This is a genomic window from Rhodopirellula europaea 6C (assembly GCF_000338295.1).
In the GTDB taxonomy this organism is placed as follows: Bacteria; Planctomycetota; Planctomycetia; order Pirellulales; family Pirellulaceae; genus Rhodopirellula; species Rhodopirellula europaea.
In genome coordinates, this window is sequence record NZ_ANMO01000029.1 from 22945 (window position 1) to 43257 (window position 20313).

Here is a 20313-nt window from a genome sequence, read left to right on the forward strand (position 1 = left end):
AGTATAGTGGCCCGCAGTGCTGTGTTAGTGGCGTTGTACCTTTCACTTTGCGTCTTTTACTGGAACATGTGCGACACCCATGCCGACCGGCCCAACGGATACGAAGTGTGTGGCACTGCTGATCGAGTCCTCTCGCGCCTATGGTCGCGGGCTGCTGCGAGGGATCGCCGCTTATGCACAAGAGCAAGGTGATTGGTCGCTCCGACATCAGGAGATGACGATCAACGCGGATCCGCCCTCTTGGCTTTCGCGGTGGAAGGGCCACGGTGTGCTTGTTCGCGCTGAGACGCCGAAGATGATTGAAGCCATTCAGGGTTTGGGTTTGCCGGTCATCGATCTCAGGTGTTGGCGATCAGCGGGGAAGATTCCCGGCTTTGATACCGAGCCAGCATCGGTTGTGAAGCTCGCCGTCGATCATTTGCGAGACCGTGGATACACCCAGTTTGGGTTCTGCGGTTTTGGAGGAGCAAACTACTCCGATCGTCGACTCTCCGAGATGCGGAAATACGTCCGTTCTTTGGGGCATGACGTTGTTGCATACGAGTCACCCGGTCCAGTTCACGCGACGACCTTTGATGCCGAGCAAAGTGGGATGCTCGACGAGGACGGTTTGGGGCGATGGCTCAAATCGCTTGCAAAGCCCGTTGGCGTTTTGGCTTGCAACGACATCCGCGCGCAACAGTTGTTGAATGCGTGCCACGAATGCAATATCCATGTTCCCGATGAAATCGCCGTCGTTGGAGTCGACAACGACGACGTGATTTGTCCGTTGTGTTCTCCACCGCTAACGAGCGTCGAACCCAACACGGAGAAAATCGGGTACGAAGCGGCAGCGATGTTGGACCAGATGATGGCTGACGAGAAAGTTCCTGCCGAACTGACTTGGGTACCGGCTCGGCGAATTGTCGTGCGTGGTTCGACTGATTCCATTCCGGTGGATGACGCTGAATTTACCAAGGCCTACCGCTTCATTCGCGAGAACGCTTGTCGAGGTGTGTCGGTTCAGGATGTCGCTGATGCGGTGCCGATGTCCCGGCGATCACTCGAACGACGGATGAGAACTTACTTGGATCAATCGCCTTCGGATCTGATCGCGTCGATTCGTTTGGCTCGAATCAAAGAGTTGCTCGAGACCACCTCGCAACCACTGAAGAAAATCGCCAGGCTCACCGGATTCAACTATGACGAGCACATGGCGAAGTTCTTTAAAAAACTGACCGGAGTTCCACCTGGTCACTACCGACGGAAGCATCGTTTAGAAACAATCACAGACGATGAAATCGATCCGTAGCGGTCTATTCCGCAGGCACCGTTTCATCGTAGCCCGCGTCCGAGTTGGTCGCCGCCAATTCGGCTTCGTACTTGGCCAAGTCGTCCGCGGTGGCACCGTCGGTGGCCAGTGGGTTCTGGTCGGACCCGCCACATCCGGACAGGACACAGGCGACCAACATCACAAGAGAATATTTCAAGACTGAATTCATCGGTTGATTCTCGTTCGAGTTTGTTGTTTCAAAAAAGATGCTTCCGCCCGCCGTTGTAATGAACCCGTCATTGCAATGAAGTCGTTGCAATGAACACGGGCAGAAGAAACATGGAATCGTTCAGGCGTCGAAGTTCAGGCGTCAGAATTCTTCGGTTGTTTCTTTGGAAGCACGTGTGCCGAGCGCGCCCCACAATCCATAGGGGCTCGCCGAGCCGGGCACATTGTTTTGCCAAATGTTTTCGGCGTTCGAATTGCCTGCTTCGATGGAGTCAGTGACAAACCGAACAGCTCCATCGCCCATTAAGACGTGCGCACCACCTTGGTGTCGGCTGGAGACGGTTGCGACCAAGGTCGTCCCCAACGCGTTGTACCGACCGCACGCTTCTCGGTTGGGAGGCAGGATCGTGAGGACACCTGACATCAGCGGCAGGTAGTCGGCCCAGCGGTGGCCGCGAGCAAAGTTGCGTCGATTTTGTTGTTGCCACTCTGGCAGCCAGAATTGTGGCCGCTCGGGATCGACGTAGCCGCGGTCGGTGCAAATGTTGGGGTTACGACGCAACGCAGCAAGACCAAATGGACCGGAGTTCCCGCCGTTCGTTGCAACGCTATTGCCTCGTTTGTCGCCATCTTGCAAAGCCGTGATCATCTCACCCATCGCAATGGTGTTGGACAGACCATCGAGGGTGTCACGGAACTTGGAATCTTGCAAAGGCATGAAGAACCCACGGTGCGCGGCGCGGGCTTGGCGTGCGCGACCGTTGGTGATGGTCGTACGGTTGTTGTTATAAGGTCCGAAGTGCAATTGCCAAATCGAATCACCTAGACAGGCGCCATAGTTGGTCCGTCCCAACGCGGGTAAACCACGACCGGGATCACTCGGGCAGCGGAAGGTAGGGATCTCATTGACCCAAGGCATGTATTGAATTTGATCCGGGGTCGGGCCCATCGCCGGCCACGGTGGCGACTGAACTGCGCCATCGGTGCGTTGCGTGCTGGGATTGGAGATTTGTTCCCATAAACCTTGTTGTTCAATGTATGGCAGCATCGGAACCAAAGCACTCAACCGCACGCGATTGCCTGTTGTCGATGTTCTGAACCAAGCATCAGGCGGTTCCGGGTTTGTGCCCGCACCATGCGTGGGCATTTGATTGAATGCGGAATGGTAGTTGTGAATAGCAAGCCCCATCTGTTTGAAGTTGTTGCTGCAACTCATTCGCCGTGCGGCTTCGCGGGCTGCTTGCACCGCGGGAAGAAGCAATCCGACGAGAACGCCGATAATTGCGATTACGACGAGGAGTTCAACCAAGGTGAAACCGCGTCGTTGCCTTGAGTACGTCATAATGGTCCCCATTTTAAATGCGCTCAATGAATAGCAGTCATCCAATTTCCGAACGACGAAAACGCATGGGCTTGATAAGACCGTGCAAGCTTTCGCATCTTCGATTGTTAGGTCGAATGACCTTCGACGAATGTCGATGACTGATGGGCTGTCTTTGAAACCTATCGATTGTGGAACCGACAAACAATGAATTTCCACGGCCGTCTTATGTCATTTTGCGACTGGCAGCGGTGGGTTGCTGCGCGATACGGGCAATTAGCGTTGGGTTGTCCGCCGATAACGTTCAATTGGTTTTCCAGTGGGTGCGCCTGATTGGGCTGCTGACTCGACGGTTGAACGCTGTTGGTTTCCGACGATGACAGAGGCAAAGCATCAATCAGCTGCGGCGTCTATTCTTTGATTCGCAACCGGAGAGTTTGAGTGGATGCAGCGTTCGAGTGGATGCACCGTTCGGTTGGATCCAGCGTTCAGATGGATAAGGTGCGATGGGGCAAGTCGTGCTCAATCGTGATGGGCATCGTCTCGTTGGCTACTGCTCCATTGTTTGACGTGGCGGCTGAAGTTTGGGCTGGACTGCCGGGGCGGCAATCATTGAGATCCGCCTGGTTCGTAGGTCAGCAACGTGCTCGCGGAAACAATGGCATTGGCTGGATGCACGCAGTTGTGCCTGGCTCGCGATTGTTCTCGTCTGGTTTGTGGCTGAGACGAGCGGAGGGTGCGCGCTGAATTCGTCTACATTGTGTCGAGACGGTCGCATTTTGCGTGCTCACGAGGTGTCCGCTCATCTGCAGCGTGTGCTGACGCCAGTGGTCGCGACACTTTCTACGCAATACGACCGGGAGAGGAAGCAATCGTTGAGCGATTGGATTGACGGCATCTCGAGGGGCGGATTCAATTTACGCACCATGAATGGACGCTGAACAAGTTTTGCATAGGCGGATATGCAGACGTAACATCAGAACTGAACGAGCGTTGAGCGAATGACGGACCCGGATTCTCCTTTGATTGTTGGCGTGGGAGCGTCCGCGGCAGGCCAGGAAGCGTTCAGATTGCTAGCTGAAGCTTCATCGCGAATTGTTTGGATCGCTGACCGCGATGGAAAGTTTGTCGAAGACTCGCCCAGTTGGCGTGCTTTCACAGGCCAAACACTCGATCATTTGACGAAAACGCAGTGGCTCGATGCTGTCCATCCCGAGGACCGGCAATCTGCGGTTGAGGCCCTGAACAATTCGGCTCGCGAGGGCGTCGCTGCGATCGAGTTTCGACTGCGGCGGGAGGATGGGGCGTACATCGGCGTGCAAGCTCAGGCAGTGCCTCAGCGCCAAGCCGATGGTTCGATCGATTGCTGGGTCTTGATGAGCTCCGCCATCGATGATCCCAAGACGTCTCAATCGAAAGAGACTCATCACTCGGAAGCTGCCGAGCGGGAGGCACATCTGCGGCGAGTCATCAATCACCAACTCGGGTTGGTTGGCGTGATCGATCGAGAGGGGATTCTCGTCGAGGTCGATGATCGGAGTTTGGAGATTGCCAAAGTTGCTCGCGAAGATGTGATCGGGAAACATTTTGCCGAGGCACCGTGGTGGACCTATGACCCAAGCGTTGCTGGCAGAGTGAGAGAAGCGATGGACCGAGCGTTCGCCGGCGAGGTAGTTCGATTCGATGTGTCGCTGTTTGCGTACGGTGATGAAGGTGTCCGCATCGACTTCATGATCGCGCCAGTAATGGACCGCTATGGCGAAGTTGAGTTCCTCATTCCCTCCGGAACAGACATTGGCGACAGGCATCGAGCGGAAGTCGAATTGAAGAAAAGCGAACAACTCGTGCGCACGATCGCTGAGAACTCGACCCAGGGCTTGGTGATGATGGATGCCACCGGTCACGTGATCTATTGCAACCAAGCGTTGCTCGACATGACTGGTTTTGATGAAGAGGAAATTCGATCCGCACCGCTTCATGATCTGATCCACCATCATTATCCCGATGGTCGTCCGTATCCGATGTCAGAGTGCCCGATCGACCGAGCGCTGCCGGAGGACTTTTCAGTTCGCGCCCATGAGGATCTGTTCTTTCGAAAAGATGGCAGCTCGTTCCCTGTTGTCTGTGCCGCGAGTCCGATCTTTGAGGATGGCAAACCCGTTTCGACGGTGATCGAGGTTCGTGACACAACTGTTCAGAAGGCCCACGAAGTTGAGCTCAAACGTGCGTCCGCTCGGCTGGATAAATCCTTGGCGTTCGCCGGCATTGCCGCATGGGGTTGGGACAGCAATCAGCAGCGTCTGATTCTGGACGGTCCGCTCAGGCGGATGTGGGGTTTCGACGACCAGCAAGATGTCACGCTTGATGACTTTGCCAAGCGAATCTCACCGAACCATCGAGATCGCGTGATTGGATCGATCACGAATGCGATGAAGAACTTCTCGAGCTATCGCGAAGAGTACACGATTGATTTGCCATCCGGGAATCAACGTTGGATTCGGGCGATCGGGCAAGTCGTCGCTGACGGGAACGGGGGCATCGCTGATTTCTTCGGTGTCACGATGGATGTCACCGTCGATCTACGGCGGCAAGTCAAAGCTCGCGTGCGTTCGGAGTTGCTGGAACAACTCAGTGAGTTGACGGACCCGGAAGCGATCATGCAGCTCGCGACTCAGCGGATTCAAAAACACTTCTCCGCGTCACGTTGCTACTTGGCCTACATTCGGCTGGACGCTCAGACGACGGAAGTGTTCCACGAATCGCACGACGAACATCTGTCGCCAATCGTCGGGACTCATCAGATCAAGGATTTTCTGAATGACGACGAGATGCGAGAGATTGAGTCCGGCAAACCGGTGCGAATCGATGACATCAGCCATTCGGGTCGAAGTGCCGAGAAAATTCAACAATTCGCAGACCTGGGAATCGCGGCGGTAACACAGGGTTCCTTCGAAGCGACGAAGATTTTGCATCGGACGTTGTTCATCACCAAAGACAAACCGTATCGATGGCGTGATGATGAGGTTCGCTTCTTAGACAACTTGACCGAGATGGTTTATTTGCGAATCGAGCGTACCGAATCGCAACTCGAACTCGAACAAGCTCGGGCGGTTGCTGAAGCGGCGAGCCAATCCAAGAGTGCTTTTGTCGCGAATATGTCGCACGAGATTCGGACACCGATGACGGCGATCTTGGGATACGCCGATTTGGTTCGGGACATGGTGGAGAACTCAGAAGCCATCGAGCATTTGGAAACGATCCGCCGCAATGGCGACTACCTGTTGGATATCATCAACGACATTTTGGATTTGTCGAAGATTGAAGCTGGCAAATTGGAGGTTCATCCCGAACGATTTGAGCCCGCTCAACTGATCGAAGACGTCCGCAGCATCATGGAGGTGCGTGCGAAAGAAGGCGGCCTATCGCTCGAAGTTCGATACTCTGGTTTGCTTCCTAAAACGATTGAATCCGATAGCAAACGCTTGAAGCAGATCCTGATCAACTTGGTTGGCAACGCGATCAAGTTCACGCCAAAGGGTAGGGTGCAAATCCGAGTTCGATTCAACAAGTTGTTGCACATCGATATCGTTGACACCGGCATCGGGATGAGTGACGAACAACAAAAACGCTTGTTCAAACCGTTTTCACAAGGTGATACCAGTGTGACGCGGACCTTCGGCGGAACGGGCTTGGGGCTGGCGATCAGCAAACGGCTGACCGAGATGCTCGGCGGAACGATCCTCGCCAGCAGCACCGAAGGAGTTGGTAGCACGTTCACCGTGTCGGTCGCGGTGGGCGATTTGGCGGATGTCGCGATGGTAGACTATTCGCACTTATTTGACGTGGATCACGACGAAATGTTGTCCAAATCTGATGCGGGATTCGCTGGAACTGGCGGCAACCGGTTGGCGGGCGTGCAGAACCCGTTACGTTGCCATGTGCTCGTTGTCGACGATCGTCATGACCTTCGTTTTCTCAGTCGAGCGTTGCTCACGAAAGCGGGAGCAACGGTCGACGAATGCGAGGATGGACAAATCGCAGTTGATTACATGACCGACCGCTTGAACAATGACAACTGCCCGGACGTGGTCCTTCTGGACATGCAAATGCCCAACCTCGATGGTTATGAAACAGCTCGGACTCTTCGCAGGCTTGGCTACACGGGATGGATCATTGCGCTCACCGCCGACGCCATGCAGGGTGATATGAACGAATGTTTGGAAGCGGGGTGCAATGACTATCTCTCGAAACCGATCGACGCGAATCGAATGATTGGATTGATCGCCCAATTCACCGAGCTAAATTCCGACGCGGTTGAACGCAAAGGCAATTGACGACATGACGACGTATGACTCGCAATCGAAAATCAGCACGGGAAATCCGCCACTGGATGACATCCTGCATGGAGGACTGACCGCCGATCGGCTTTACCTCGTCGAAGGAATGCCTGGCACTGGCAAGACGACACTCGCACTGCAATTCCTGCTGGAAGGTGCCCGCAAAGGTGAGAATGGGTTGTACGTCACGCTCTCGGAAACCAAGCAAGAGCTCGAGGGAGTCGCGGAATCGCATGGTTGGTCACTCGACAACATCGAAATTTTTGAATTGATCGATGCGACCGACGACGCACGTTTGCAGTACACAATGTTCGAGCCTTCCGAAATCGAACTCGGCGCCACGGTCGACCGTGTTTTGGAACGCGTCAAAGAGCTGGAACCCACACGAGTTGTTTTTGACTCACTGTCCGAAATGCGTTTGTTGTCGCAGGGTTCACTACGATATCGCCGACAGATTCTTGCTCTCAAACAGTTCTTTGTTGGCCGAGGTTGCACGGTTCTATTGCTGGACGACTATTCGGGGTTGGATGATCAGCACTTGCAAAGCATCGCTCACGGAGTCATCCGGCTGGAACATCTGCTGTCGGACTATGGTGGCGAAAGACGCCGACTGCGAGTTTTGAAACATCGTGGCAACAGCTTCATTGGTGGTGCCCACGACTTGCGGATCGTTCGTGGGGGATTGAAGATTTTCCCGCGGGAAGCGACCGACCAACCTATCGAGGTCGCCGAAACGCATTTGATTGATAGCGGCAACGAGGGATTCGACAAGTTGCTCGGTGGAGGCTTGAACGCGGGAACCAGTGCGCTGTTTTTGGGACCTGCGGGCGTTGGGAAATCATCGATGGCGTTGCAATTCGCGATTGCGGCGGCTGATCGAAACGAACGAGCGGTGTTATTCCAATTTGAGGAAAGCGTGCAGTCTTTGTTCGTTCGTGCGAAAGGGCTCGGGTTTGATCTGCAAAAACGAGTTGACGAGGGCTTGATCCAAATCATCAGTTTGGTTCCGGGAGAAATCACGCCCAGTGAGTTTGCTTGTTTGGTACGCGACTCGGTTCAACCCGATGAACAAGGCCGCCGCGTCGGGATCGTTGCCATCGACAGCGTAAATGGCTATTTGAATGCGATGCCCCACGAGAAGTTTCTCATTATCCAGATGCACGAGATGCTGCAGTACCTCGGCAAGCGCGGCATCCTCACGTTGGTCGTCGTCGCTCAACATGGGATGTTGGGACAAACGATGGGGACGCCGGTCGACACCAGTTACCTAGCTGATTCGGTGGTGCTGTTCCGCTATTTCGAAGCCGACGGAAAAATCCGTCAAGCGATCTCCGTCATCAAGAAACGCACCGGGCAGCATGAACGGACGATTCGGGAATTCAAACTCAGTGAACGCGGTGTCGAAATTGGGCCTCCACTGACAGAGTTCAGTGGCATTCTGACGGGGGTTCCTGAGTTCAAAGGCGAGAACGATTCGTTGATTGACCGGGGAGACGCGGAAGGTCGGCCGAGCTGATGGAATCCTTGCGAAAAGCGGTAATCGAAGATGAACTAGAGAGCCCGAACACTGATCAAGACAGCAACAACCAACGCGTTGTCGCGTATGCTCCGACGCAGCAAGATGCCAAACTGTGCGTCAAAATTTTGACAGCAAATGACGTCGCCGTTTGTTGCTGCGAAACGATCGAAGGATTTGCCAGCACCATTCTTGAAGGTGCTGGTATCGCCTTGATTGCGCAGGAACACCTGACCGATCCGGCCATCGAGCACCTGAAGACAGTGCTTGCCCGCCAACCCAAATGGTCCGAGGTGCCGATCTTAGTGCTTCTGCAAGCGGGCGATCCCGATTCAGAATTGTTGGAACGAATCCTCTCGCTGGAACACGTCACGTTGATCAATCGACCGCTGCGAATTGCGGTCTTCATCAACACGGTGCGGGCAAAACTACGAGACCGCATGCGACAGTTCGAAGTGCGAGACCTGCTACTTGAAAAGGATCGAGTCCAGACGAGCCTTCGGCGAGAGGCGCGTCGATTGGACATGGCCATTCAGGCTGGCGGAATGGCTGCTTGGGAGTGGAGCAAGACGCACGTCTACTGGTCCGAAGCATTTCGACGCTTGCATGGATTCGGCGAGAATGTACAGCCGAGTGAGTCGGCTATGTTTGGATCGATTGTGGAATCGGAACGCGAACAGATCGCGAATCAATGGTCTCAGGCGATCGAGCAAAACGCTCCTTTTCGAAGCGAGTTTCGAATCAATCATCCCAAGCTAGGCGAGCGATGGTTGGTGGCTGTGGGAGAGCCGGTAAAGGGAAAGTCTGGAAAGACATTGCGGTACACGGGTTTGCAGTGGGATATCACGGAACGCAAAACCGCTGAAATGGAACTTCGTCAGTCACATGAAACGTTTCAGCGGCTGATCAACGACAACCCGCAAGGTTTGTATGTTGTCGACGCAGATTTTCGAATGCGTTACGTCAGTGCCGGTGCACGAAAGGTATTTATCAATGCGGAGCCATTGATTGGCAGACCGTTCGAAGAGGTTATGAGAACGATCTGGCCAGACGAGTTCGTCGAGGAAGCGATTCGAGTGTTTCGGCACACTCTCGAAACCGGCGAGCCTTACGTTGCGCCACCGTTGGTGGAACAGCGAGTCGATACCAGCGAGACCGAGGCCTATGATTGGTCGATCGAGCGAATCGTGTTGCCGGACAGCCGCCATGGCGTGGTTTGTCATTTCTATAACAACACACAACGTCAGTTGTCGGTGGATTTGCTTCGCGAAAGTGAGCGGTACTTTCGTGAGATCGCGGACGCTTCGCCTGCGATGCTGTGGGTTACCGACGAAAACCACATGTGTACGTTTTTGTCCAAGAACTGGTACGACACGACCGGCCAGACCCAAGAAGAAGGAATGGGACTCGGTTGGACGAATGCGACTCATCCTGAGGACCATGAACGCGCCGCCCAAGAATTCTTGAATTCGGCAGAAGCTCGTCAACCGTTCTGGTCAGAGTTCCGCTTGCGGATGTCCGATGGCAGCTATCGGTGGGTGGTTGATGTGGGACGGCCGCGTTTTGATTCTGAAGGCGTCTTTGTTGGCTACACCGGCTATGTCATCGACGTGGATGATCGAAAGGCGTTCGAGAAGTCGCTGAAGCAAGCGAAGGTGATCGCGGAAAATGCGAACCGTTCACGAGGTGAATTTCTTGCCAATATGTCGCATGAGATTCGGACTCCGATGGCCGCGATCCTCGGTCATGCGAATATTCTGAAGGACCATTTGAAGGATCCGGACAACATCCAGGTGGTCGAAACGATCCGTCGGAATGGGAACTTCTTGTTGAACATCATCAACGACATCTTGGATTTGTCCAAGATCGATTCGGGCAAGATGCAATTGGAAACCGATCGCGTTCGGCCCGATGGTTTGTTGGCGGAGGTCCGCTCGTTGATGGATGTTCGAGCGTCTGAGAAACATTTGCCATTGAAGATTGAGTTCGACGGTCCGATCCCGGATCTGATCGAAACTGATGCGGTACGGCTTCGGCAAGTTTTGTTGAATCTGGTCGGCAACGCGATCAAATTCACAGACTCCGGCGAAGTGAAAATTCTGGTGTGCTATGACGGCCCCGGAACGCGAGCTGAAGAGATTGATGAATCGAATTCACAATCGCCGCCTGCCGGTACTTGCCGATTGATCTTCCAGATTGTCGACACGGGAATCGGAATCAAACCGGAAGATCAAGCGTCGTTGTTTGAACCGTTTGTTCAAGCGGACAGCACATCGACGCGTTCATTTGGTGGGACCGGATTGGGACTGGCAATTTGTCGCCGTTTAGCACACGCATTGGGCGGCGATGTCTCGGTTAAAAGCACCTATGGAAAGGGCAGCACGTTTACCTTGACGATTGAAGCTGTCTCGTCGGGACGGTTAGTGGAGCCAAACCTGTTGATCGATGTTTCGTCTGAAAAGATCAAAGAAGAGATTCGAATTTCGGCGAATATCTTGGTGGTCGATGACCGTCGTGATATTCGCTATCTGGCTCAGCACTTCATCGAGAAAGCCGGTGGGACGGTCATCACAGCGACCAATGGCCAAGAAGCAATCGAAACCATCTTTGCCGAACCGAGGCCCGAAATCGACTTGATTGTGATGGACATGCAGATGCCAGTCTTAGACGGGTACGATGCCACGGCGGAACTTCGTCGTCGCGGTTGCGAGCTGCCCGTCATTGCATTGACCGCAAATGCGATGAAGAGTGATCGCGACGAGTGTTTGGCGGCCGGCTGCACCGACTACACTACCAAACCACTGGACAGTCAAAAATTGATCGCAATGATCGATCGGTTACTGAAGTCGTAGCCTCTGCCTTGTGGGGGTCGTGCAGTTGTTAGGTGCTGTGCCAGTAACGCTTTGAGAACCCCGTCCGCGCAGCGGCAGGGGTCGGAAAGCGAGCGTTCAGCGAGATTTCCGGGGGAGCGACTGTGTTGTTTTTCAACTGGTTTCGCAAGCCGCCCGTGTATCCTGCAAATCTCTGTTCCACCCCGCCTCATCGGCGCGTGTTCTGTGTTGAACCGCGTTGATCTCACTTCCACCTGAAGCACTCACCCATGTCTGTTTTGTTTCGTGTTTCGGCGTTGCTTTTGTTCATCGGGTTGTCAGCAAGGGCACTGGCCCAATCTCCCGTTGCGGACGACGACGCGACGACTGACATCCTGCGACAAGAGAATCTGGTGGCTTGGTGCATTGTTCCCTTTGACGCAGCCAAGCGGACACCGGCCGAGCGAGCTCGAATGCTCCGCGAGTTGGGCATCCGCCGTTGTGCTTACGATTGGCGAGCCGAACATGTCCCAACTTTCGAACAAGAGATTCTGGAATACCGCAAGCACGGGATCGAGTTCTTCGCCTTCTGGGGCGGCCATCCAGAAGCATATCGCTTGTTTGAAAAGCACGACCTGCATCCGCAAATCTGGATGATGCCGCCCAACCTCAACGAAGGAACTCAGGAGCAGAAGATACAGCGAGCCGTCGAGCACATGGTTCCTGCCGCGGAGGAAACCCAGCGATTGGGCTGCGAGCTGTCTCTGTACAACCACGGGGGTTGGGCGGGCGAACCAGAGAACCTGGTCTCAATGTGCCGTTTGCTTCGTGAGCAAGGATTCGATCACGTTGGCATCACCTACAACTTTCATCATGGTCATGATCACATCCACGACTGGAAGCAATCGTTCGAGTTGATGCTCCCGTATCTGCACTGTCTGAATCTGAACGGGATGGTGGATGGCGCCAATCCGAAGATCCTGGGCCTCGGCAAGGGGCAGTATGAAACCGAGATGATTCGGGTCGTTATGGAAAGCGACTACCAGGGGCCAATTGGCATTCTCGACCATCGCTCAGATTTGGATACCAGCGAATCATTGACTGAGAACATCGAAGGGGTTCGCTGGGTTCGCAAAGAGCTTCAAATGCCCGGCAGCGGCGGTGCGAAACCGAAGACACCGGCACCCTACACGACTCCATAGCAAACACCTGGGCCGATCCGATTCGGTATCTGGTTCTTGCAACTCACAGTTCAACTGACGCTACTTTCACAACACATCGTGATTTCTTGCATGATTTGTGGAATCGCCCTTGGCTGCCCGTGTTTCGTGTTGTTGCTTGCGGGATCGCCTTCGTTGTGGTCACTCCGCAGCCTGCAGTTGGCTTCGTTTCAAAGTCATCTCATAGACCTTTTGGTCTTCCATTGTGATGCACTCAAACGTGACCTCAGGATCGGGCTTTTCCAAGTCAAACTTCAGCAACCCAAAGAAGTTGCCTTCGTTGTAAGAAAAGACCGCTTCTTCTTTGGTTGGATGGGTGTGATCATTTGTCATCTTCGAAGTCTCGAACTCAAACAGGTCATAACTGTTTGGACGTTCGATCTTGTACACGTCGGTTCGGTGACGATCGGCGGACAGCAGAATCACGCCGCCGATGTTTTCCGTCTCGATGAAATCGAAGATCTCGTTGCGTTCTTCTTTCACGCCCCACCACGAATCCCGACCTCCCTTGTCCGCGTGCTCCGTCCACAGCGTCCCTGAGGCGAGAACTTTGAACGTGGCATCGGACGCTTTCAGCTTGTCCAGCAGCCATTCTTTTTGCTCTGGCCCCAGCATCGTTCCATCTTCGAACGATCGGTAGTACCGATTGTCGAGCATGAAAAAGTCGACATCGCCGATAGAGAAATCAAACCAACAACCGGGAAGCTCATCACCACCGCCGTATGCTGGATTGTTCCAATTCTCGCGAAAAACTTTCCACGATTCGAATTTCCAACTCGGCTTGAATTTACGGGGGCCGCCCGAGGAATCATCCACGCCAAGGTCGTGATCGTCGTAGACCGCGTACACCGACGTCGACGCGGTCAGACGTTGAAATTCAGGTCGTAATTGCCGGCGGTAGTAGTGAACACGCTGCTTCGTACGCGACTTGGGTTGATCGATGTAAACGTTGTCACCAAGCAGCAGGATTCCGTCCGGTGACCGACCAGCGATTACGTCCCAGATTTTTTCTTTCGGCGGGTTGTAACGGGCTCCACCGCCGAAAGCGACACTGAACGTCGCCTTCTCATCTTTGGACGGATAAGTCCGGAAGGTTGGCTTGTTGTCGGCAAAGACACTCTTTCCGTTGACCAGAACATCGTAGGTGTACGACGTCGAGGGCTGGAGATCGTCGAGGTCCAAAAGTGCTGAGTAGTCCATCTCCGCAGAGGTTTCGACGACCTCGCTGGATTGACCGTCCATCACAACCTGCACGCTGGCGGCTTCTGTCGTTCGAACCCAGATGCGAGCGCTGTGGTCGGTGACGCAGCCCAGCATTGGTCCGCCCAACAGCTTCAAGTCATGCTTCGCCACCAATTCACGAAACTCGGGCGAATCGACCACGTGCTGCAATCCAGCGTCCGATTCTTTGAGTCCGTACATGGACTCAAGGAAGTAGTGATCCATGTCGCCCACCACCGGCGTCTCGCGGGGTGTTGGGATCGGCGGCTTGGCGAAGGAAACCGTTGTGGCAGGAAGGATCGCAAGGAGGATCCCGGACAGCATTCTCTTCATGGTGGCGTTCTGTGGGAGAGTCTGGCGTGGCCCGTTTGAAGGAGGGGCGACCATGTTATCACAGCCAGGTTGCCAACTGGGGAGAGATGCCTGGAACGTCAGGCAATCGCTGATGCGGTGGAAAGAGTGACGGCTTCTTTGGGGAAGGACTTCTTGCGTCGTCCACTACGGTTCAGATTGCTCATGGCATGCAGGAATCCAATGTCATCAAGACAAACCCGGTGCCGTAGGGTTGGTGGTAGTCGTACAGCGGGTAATCCCACCACGAACCGTCGGATTCTTGCCGATCCAGCATCAGCTTGGCCAGCATCGATTGATATGGCGCACGTTCGTCTGCGGGCAACAAATCCATTCCCACTGCGGCGTAGTAGTGGCCAAAGAAGTAGAAGTATCCGGCCACTTGCATCCAGGCTTCGTGGGGAATCGGTCGCTTGCGGCCAATGTCGAGCCAGCCATTGCGTAGATAAAGCCGGCAAAGCCAAACCTTCACGACGTCGTCGGTGATTTTGGAATCGCCCCAAACTCGCATTGCCGCGTTGCAGCACTGGGACCGGCCGAGACTGCCGCCCGGACGATTGATCTCGCGCATCGGTCGGTACTGCAAGTCTTCGCTATATAAATAGCTGAAGTCGGGTTTCTGTTGTCTCCCTAACGCAGCCACCGCCCGATCCACCATACGCTTGGGCGGAGTGATACCGAGCGAGTCGGCTTCCTTCAGGGCAACCAACACCGCTCCGTTGACAAAACTGGTCGACGACGACGTTGGCTGGTCGGCTTGATAACGAAAGTCGTAGTAGCCCCAACCACCGTCGACCGATTCGTAACGCTGCAGCATTTCGAATTGATCCTGGATCAGACTGACGATGCTGCCTTGGCGATCCGCATCGTCCTTGTGCCATTCATGCAAACGCACCAGGGCCTGGATCGAATAGCCATGCCCCCAGACGTTGTACACGGCCGAGCCATCCGCTCGACGCAGCTTCGGCAATTCGCGGAATAACCATGTTTCCGCTCGTTCAACCGAATCGCGAACTTGTGCTCGCAAACTTTGTTCGGGTGCATCCGCCGGCAAGTGTTCGAAAGTGTCAATCAACCCAGCGATTCCTAACGACGTGGTCGCGGCTCGAAACGCATGGTGTGCTCCAGGAACCGGGGCGTAGATATTCAGACCTTTCGTCCGAGTCGGTGATCCCCAAGAACCGTTCGGGTTCTGGTCTTCGAGCATGAACTCGATGCCACGCACGATCGCTGAGCGAATATCCGATTCGGTGGGTGCATCAATTTCAGGTGGCACGGGGGTGCGAGTCACATCGAAGTGCGCCACCGCCGGTAACTCTTCCGCATGGGATGGCGAGCTCAACACCAGCGGACAAAAGACAGCAATCACCAACACGCAGCGAAGAGACGATCTTCGAATGAGCCGAGTGACCAAAGTCATCGTGAAAGATTGTTCGGTTTGCTTGATGTTCATAGCGTTTTCCCGAGGATGACCACGATCACTTCGTCAGTTCAACGGTTGCCGTCATGGTGGGCTTCACCGCGTCAGGCAATTGCCCAACGACCTTCACGGTCGCATCAAACTTGGTTCCCATGAATGGCACCGTCGCAACCGAATCAACGACGCCTTTCACTTCGCCCTTCGGATCAAGTGCTGGCTTGATGACGCATGAATCGCCTGTCTTGATGCCTGCCAAATCCGCCTCGCTCAACGTCAAACGAACTCGCATCTTTTTGGGCTGGACCACGGTGGCGATGACCTGGTCGGTTGAAACTTTCGCCCCCGCCTTGATCGGACTGGGCTTGGCATTGAGAGCACCACGATTGAGTTCTCCATAAAGCAAGATGCCGCCACCAGGAGCTTTGATGACGATCGACTTTCGTTGCTGGCGAAGCTCTTCGAAGTCGGCTTCCTTTTCTGCCAAAGCTTCGGCGGCCTTTCGACGTTCGATGTCGCGTTTCTTCTTGGCACTGTCGAGGTTGCGAAGGGTTTTCTCGTAAGCCATCTGAGCCCGTTCCCAAGTCGCCTCCGTTTGAGCGTCCTCTGCGGGAATGGATTGCTCCATCGTTCGTTTGGATCGGATCTCGGTGCTTTCCAATCGAAACTGAGCGGACTCGACCGAACGCTTGGCACGCTTGAGCACGATCTCTTCGGACTCTTCGGTCAAGTCATCCGCGTCGTACATCTGCTGAAGCTGCTTCAATTCCTCCGCCGCGTTTTCCAACGAGGCCTTGGACGATTTGATGTCGAATTTGGCACTTTTGATTTTCCGATCCCGGTCGACTTGCAAGTAGTTGTCGTAAGCCTGCTTGGCAGACTGACGTGCACGCTCCGCATCTTCGCGATCAAGTTTCTGAGCAGCAACGAATAGGTCAAACGCAAATTGTTCATCCGCCGCGGTGATTCTTGCCAAGCGGATATCGATCTCGGCGGCAGAAAGTTTTTTGTCGATGGATTCAGTGTCAAACCAAACGACCGTCTGGCCCTCTTTGACTTCGGTTCCGTGCGGCAGGATCTTCTTGATCTCAAGTTCACCAAACTGATCCAACCCGTGGTTCAATTCCCAACTTCGAGTCGCCTCGAATGTTCCCTGCACCTTGACCGGTTCAGCAGCCTTCACTGCTTCCTTGTCCTTCGGCGCGTCGTCCAACGCGAGAAGCGAATTGGCCCCGAGGATCACGCAGAATGCTGCGACGGCGGCTCGAGTCATTCGATTCAACAAACAATTCATGATGTCATTCTCTCAAGGCGATGTGGGACGACAGTGATCGGCAATTTTTGTTCGGTCGTCTGTTTCAAGACGGCTCACTTCGGCGTGGTATACCGCCGAAAAAGCGGCGTGGCTTTTCAGAGTATCTCCAGAAATTACCGAATCAATCGACCGAAATACAACGAGTCGATTCCAAGCACTGAATGAAGGCAGCGCCGCAATCTCGTCGCTAGTTGGCTGTCGCAGGAGGGCTCAGCCCCTCTTCGGTTCATCGTCACCGACGAGCAGCATGAAGGCGAACACCAAATATCCATCGCCAATCACTCGACCACGCTGCAACAGTGGTCTCCATTGTACTGTCTGGCGGATGCCGATTGCCTTCAAACGACATCAGGCAAATCTTCGGCCAGTTCAATCCAATCATCGTGCCGCCTCAGCCGCTCTGCCACGGCCGGATGTGGCTTTTGCCAAACCTCTGGAAGATCGCATTCGCCTTCCATTTCGGTCGCAAACGCCAGTTGCTCACGAGGCGGATCGAACTGGGCGTTCACACCGAGTTTGTTCCCACGAGCGTCGATCCGAACCCAACCATGCCCAGGCAAATGAACGGCGTTCAAACCGTGCAAGCAGAACGGTGGACCATCGCCATCAACCGACAATCGCTGGTAACACATCCCGGCGGAAATTTGGTTGGCTCGCAACAAAGCACAAAGCAGATGACTCTTGGCGTAGCAGTATCCAATCCCGTGCGATAGCACATCCGACGCTCGGCATGTCACTGGGTTGCGCTGTTCATCTCCGGTGTGCCGGATCGCGTCGCGCACAAACTCAAAACAGTTCTTCGCGGTTTCCTCCATCGATGCCCCCGCCAGCTTGCGTGCACATTCAACGATGTCCGGATGGCCAGCATCAATGTCCTCGCAATGCCCAAGGTAGTCATCTGGATTGGGAGATGAACTCATTTCGGTTCCGTTGGTCAGTCTTGGAAAGTAGAGCGTGCGAAGGACGGTGCAGAAAACAAGTGGCATAGGCTTCCAGCCTGTGATTGCGAAGAACACAGGCTGGAAGCCTATGCCACACTTTCCGTGCGAATAACGCCCATTGGAAGACGGACAAGTCTAACCACCGTCAGGTTCATTCAGTTCAAATGCCGCCTGCAAGAAAGCCTTGAAGTTGAGCAGGTCACCTGGTGGACTACCTAAGAACCAAGAATCCAATTCATCGTCAGGATAAATCGAGAACGACGAACGCAAGCCGTGAACAAAATCGTCTGGTGTTGCGCACTCCAGGAGCTCCAACCCTCGTTTCGCAAATGCCTTGCAATGACCAGGAGTGTCCATCGCGGCGTCAATTGCCGCTTCACGTTCCCAGTGCATCAAGATTGAACAAGCAATTTCATGTTTTAAGAAACGCACGCTCGATGGTTCGCCATAGAAACTTGGATGAAGTTCCAGCAACAGACAACTCGCAGAACCATACTCGGCAATCGCAATGTCCGAGCGAGCCTGATAAAGGGCATGTTCCAACGAAGCGATCCGACGCTGATGGCGGATCTGAGTACCAACGAGCGCGAAACCCAAGACAACGATGAGCACCGTGGTCAAAATTTGCGTCAATGTAAAACGCATGAAGCTCCTGTTCTGCTCAAGTGCGGTCAAACGGAAGCATCCTTCTTACTCAGCATTTGTCTGCTTGCGAAATGGTAACCCCAAAACGCTGCTGACAACACGAGCAGGATGGTTCCAATCCAGCTGGCCGCCCATGCTCGGAAAACTTGATGGGCCAGCGGTCCGGCGGGCTGCTGCCAAAGCTGAATTTGCCCAAACGCAAAAGCGGCAACTCCGAACGCAACAACCACTACTCCGAATCGAAATGGATTCACCCAGCTCGATTGTGATTGGTCGACGTCCTTCTCCATCGTCACGTCTTTCTTCACCGGCTTCTTGAAACGGGTGCCAAGTTGAAAACACAGAAAGAACGCGACGGTGAAGAGCAGCGTTGATGCGAGGTCCGCGGGCGATAGCAAGGTCGCACCGCAGGAACAAGCAAAGGCAATCTCCGCCGTTTGCAGAAGCTTGCTCCGACGCCACCGCAAAAGCAGTGAGACGAGCCCAAGGACGGCGGGCAAGACGAGCTCAAAGATACCAACAGAAAGGTGCATGGCTGAATTCTCCAACAAACAAATGGACTGGAAAGTTCGCCGAATGCACTTCGTCGACCGTTGGTCACGAAAGGGAAGCGATCAAGTGATCTTATTGCCACCGCTTGGACGAGTCAAATTGCCCGTCACAAATCAATTGTCGGTCGATCACAATCCGAACAAACCCAAAAGGACGACGATGGTGATGGCCTCGCGATAAGCGATCAGTCGCGTTGTGAACAAATCCGCGACCAACCGATTCCAGAATTCGCGAATGAACCATGCGGAGATGAACATCATGATCAGGTACCGTACAAAGTCGATCAACGATGTGAGAACCAAGCCTTGGATGGGAACGCCCTGGGCTTTGTCAGAAAAAGCGAACGTGATGAACCCTGTCCCCGCCGAGTACAAAATCAGGAGAACGTTGAATCCGAGAGTGATCGTGGGATGAGGGGCTTTCACAATTGGCTCCGATACCGTGGCTCATAAGAATCTCGATGATCGACGAATTCACGCGTACTCGCTGGGTCCCAACATAACCGTCTCTGAAACGCCGCTTTCGGTTTCAAATCGGACGTAGCCATCTGCCTCGACCAGCGAGCGTTCTTCGTCAGTTAGTTCTTCTTCGAACTGTCGCTGGATCAACTCGGTGTCGATGTACTTGACCGCCAACTTCGCTGAAACCGTCGTCGCCACAATCACCACGGACAGAATTCGCATCCCAGGATAGGGCAAGAAGAACACTCGCGGGCCAATCATCCCCGAAACGATTTCGTAGCCTCGCAAAGCAACACGATAGCGTTCCAAGTCTTCGGTCGACGTCTCATCGACAGCTTCGTCGACCTCCGTCGCCACTCGCTCCACCGAGGCCGCAATGGGTTCCGTCACGTTGCCGGAATCGCATCCGGTGACCGATGCGGCGGCAGCGAATGCTGAGAACGAAAGAAAATGTCTTCTCTGCATGGAAACGCTCGAAGTGAGAGAACGGACAAGCTCATTGATCAACGATCAATCGAATGATCCCCGTCTTCATCGAGGGCCGAATCAATCGTCACCGTGGGCGCTGATTGTCTCCAAATTCATCGGAGATCCGGTAGTGGGCGACTCATCCGGAAAATGCAGCAGACCGATCAAGCCAATCCCGAGCAAAACGATGCCTACCCTCCCCCAGAAATCTCACTGAACGCTCGCTTCCCGCCCCCTCCCGCTGCTGAGGTCGTGCAG

At 54.3% G+C, this 20313-nt stretch carries 15 protein-coding genes; 5 read left to right on the forward strand and 10 right to left on the reverse strand.

Annotated features, from left to right (window positions below):
* Window positions 1-79: 79 nt before the first annotated feature.
* Window positions 80-1291 carry an AraC family transcriptional regulator gene (locus RE6C_RS02870; protein ID WP_039961032.1) on the forward strand — a complete coding sequence of 404 codons (1212 nt, stop codon included), beginning with the start codon at window positions 80-82 and terminating at the stop codon, window positions 1289-1291.
* 4 nt (window positions 1292-1295) lie between these two features.
* On the opposite strand, the gene RE6C_RS32095 is transcribed toward RE6C_RS02870, so the two are convergent.
* Together RE6C_RS32095 and RE6C_RS02880 are read right to left on the reverse strand one after the other, a co-directional pair.
* Window positions 1296-1469 carry a hypothetical protein gene (locus RE6C_RS32095; RefSeq protein ID WP_160167180.1) on the reverse strand — a complete coding sequence of 58 codons (174 nt, stop codon included), beginning with the start codon at window positions 1467-1469 and terminating at the stop codon, window positions 1296-1298.
* Between the two features lie 153 nt (window positions 1470-1622).
* Complete coding sequence (locus tag RE6C_RS02880; RefSeq protein ID WP_008653691.1) at window positions 1623-2822, reverse strand: DUF1559 domain-containing protein; 1200 nt, start codon at window positions 2820-2822, stop codon at window positions 1623-1625.
* A 980-nt stretch (window positions 2823-3802) separates the two neighbouring features.
* Between RE6C_RS02880 and RE6C_RS02890 the strand changes: the two genes are divergently transcribed.
* From RE6C_RS02890 to RE6C_RS02905, 4 genes are all read left to right on the forward strand, one after another.
* Complete coding sequence (locus RE6C_RS02890) at window positions 3803-7135, forward strand: PAS domain S-box protein (RefSeq protein ID WP_008653694.1); 3333 nt, start codon at window positions 3803-3805, stop codon at window positions 7133-7135.
* A gap of 4 nt (window positions 7136-7139) precedes the next feature.
* Window positions 7140-8654, forward strand: a complete 1515-nt coding sequence (locus RE6C_RS02895) for an ATPase domain-containing protein (protein WP_008653696.1) — start codon at window positions 7140-7142, stop codon at window positions 8652-8654.
* Window positions 8654-11506 carry a hybrid sensor histidine kinase/response regulator gene (locus RE6C_RS02900; protein ID WP_008653699.1) on the forward strand — a complete coding sequence of 951 codons (2853 nt, stop codon included), beginning with the start codon at window positions 8654-8656 and terminating at the stop codon, window positions 11504-11506. The genes RE6C_RS02895 and RE6C_RS02900 overlap by 1 nt, the downstream gene beginning before the upstream one ends.
* 248 nt (window positions 11507-11754) lie before the next feature.
* The gene (locus RE6C_RS02905) at window positions 11755-12666 is read left to right on the forward strand and encodes a sugar phosphate isomerase/epimerase family protein (protein ID WP_008653700.1); all 912 of its coding nucleotides are present in this window, start codon (window positions 11755-11757) and stop codon (window positions 12664-12666) included.
* 159 nt (window positions 12667-12825) lie between these two features.
* Here the strand turns inward: RE6C_RS02905 and RE6C_RS02910 are convergent, their stop codons facing one another.
* From RE6C_RS02910 to RE6C_RS02945, 8 genes are all read right to left on the reverse strand, one after another.
* Complete coding sequence (locus RE6C_RS02910; protein ID WP_008653702.1) at window positions 12826-14229, reverse strand: alkaline phosphatase D family protein; 1404 nt, start codon at window positions 14227-14229, stop codon at window positions 12826-12828.
* Between the two features lie 190 nt (window positions 14230-14419).
* The gene (locus RE6C_RS02915) at window positions 14420-15709 is read right to left on the reverse strand and encodes a prenyltransferase/squalene oxidase repeat-containing protein (RefSeq protein ID WP_008653703.1); all 1290 of its coding nucleotides are present in this window, start codon (window positions 15707-15709) and stop codon (window positions 14420-14422) included.
* A gap of 25 nt (window positions 15710-15734) precedes the next feature.
* Window positions 15735-16967 carry an efflux RND transporter periplasmic adaptor subunit gene (locus tag RE6C_RS02920; RefSeq protein ID WP_008653704.1) on the reverse strand — a complete coding sequence of 411 codons (1233 nt, stop codon included), beginning with the start codon at window positions 16965-16967 and terminating at the stop codon, window positions 15735-15737.
* Between the two features lie 359 nt (window positions 16968-17326).
* Entirely contained in the window at window positions 17327-17908 is a 582-nt protein-coding gene (locus RE6C_RS02925; protein ID WP_236617901.1) for a transglutaminase-like domain-containing protein, read from the reverse strand.
* A gap of 156 nt (window positions 17909-18064) precedes the next feature.
* Window positions 18065-18574, reverse strand: a complete 510-nt coding sequence (locus tag RE6C_RS02930) for a hypothetical protein (protein ID WP_008653709.1) — start codon at window positions 18572-18574, stop codon at window positions 18065-18067.
* Between the two features lie 26 nt (window positions 18575-18600).
* On the reverse strand, window positions 18601-19107 hold the full coding sequence (locus tag RE6C_RS02935; protein WP_008653711.1) for a hypothetical protein: 507 nt from the start codon (window positions 19105-19107) through the stop codon (window positions 18601-18603).
* A gap of 147 nt (window positions 19108-19254) precedes the next feature.
* Window positions 19255-19551, reverse strand: coding sequence for a hypothetical protein (locus RE6C_RS02940; RefSeq protein ID WP_008653712.1), 297 nt, complete (start codon window positions 19549-19551; stop codon window positions 19255-19257).
* Window positions 19552-19599: 48 nt separating this feature from the next.
* Window positions 19600-20052: a hypothetical protein gene (locus tag RE6C_RS02945; RefSeq protein ID WP_008653715.1), complete on the reverse strand. Its 453-nt coding sequence runs from the start codon at window positions 20050-20052 to the stop codon at window positions 19600-19602.
* Window positions 20053-20313: the final 261 nt, after the last annotated feature.

Excerpts from the sequence above, each read along its gene's own strand:
- RE6C_RS02870 (WP_039961032.1), top strand. The coding sequence starts at position 80 with ATGCCGACCGGCCCAACGGATACGAAGTGTGTGGCACTGCTGATCGAG.
- RE6C_RS02880 (WP_008653691.1), bottom strand. The coding sequence starts at position 2,822 with ATGACGTACTCAAGGCAACGACGCGGTTTCACCTTGGTTGAACTCCTC.
- RE6C_RS02890 (WP_008653694.1), top strand. The coding sequence starts at position 3,803 with ATGACGGACCCGGATTCTCCTTTGATTGTTGGCGTGGGAGCGTCCGCG.
- RE6C_RS02895 (WP_008653696.1), top strand. The coding sequence starts at position 7,140 with ATGACGACGTATGACTCGCAATCGAAAATCAGCACGGGAAATCCGCCA.
- RE6C_RS02900 (WP_008653699.1), top strand. The coding sequence starts at position 8,654 with ATGGAATCCTTGCGAAAAGCGGTAATCGAAGATGAACTAGAGAGCCCG.
- RE6C_RS02905 (WP_008653700.1), top strand. The coding sequence starts at position 11,755 with ATGTCTGTTTTGTTTCGTGTTTCGGCGTTGCTTTTGTTCATCGGGTTG.
- RE6C_RS02910 (WP_008653702.1), bottom strand. The coding sequence starts at position 14,229 with ATGCTGTCCGGGATCCTCCTTGCGATCCTTCCTGCCACAACGGTTTCC.
- RE6C_RS02915 (WP_008653703.1), bottom strand. The coding sequence starts at position 15,709 with ATGAACATCAAGCAAACCGAACAATCTTTCACGATGACTTTGGTCACT.
- RE6C_RS02920 (WP_008653704.1), bottom strand. The coding sequence starts at position 16,967 with ATGAATTGTTTGTTGAATCGAATGACTCGAGCCGCCGTCGCAGCATTC.
- RE6C_RS02925 (WP_236617901.1), bottom strand. The coding sequence starts at position 17,908 with ATGAGTTCATCTCCCAATCCAGATGACTACCTTGGGCATTGCGAGGAC.
- RE6C_RS02930 (WP_008653709.1), bottom strand. The coding sequence starts at position 18,574 with ATGCGTTTTACATTGACGCAAATTTTGACCACGGTGCTCATCGTTGTC.
- RE6C_RS02935 (WP_008653711.1), bottom strand. The coding sequence starts at position 19,107 with ATGCACCTTTCTGTTGGTATCTTTGAGCTCGTCTTGCCCGCCGTCCTT.
- RE6C_RS02945 (WP_008653715.1), bottom strand. The coding sequence starts at position 20,052 with ATGCAGAGAAGACATTTTCTTTCGTTCTCAGCATTCGCTGCCGCCGCA.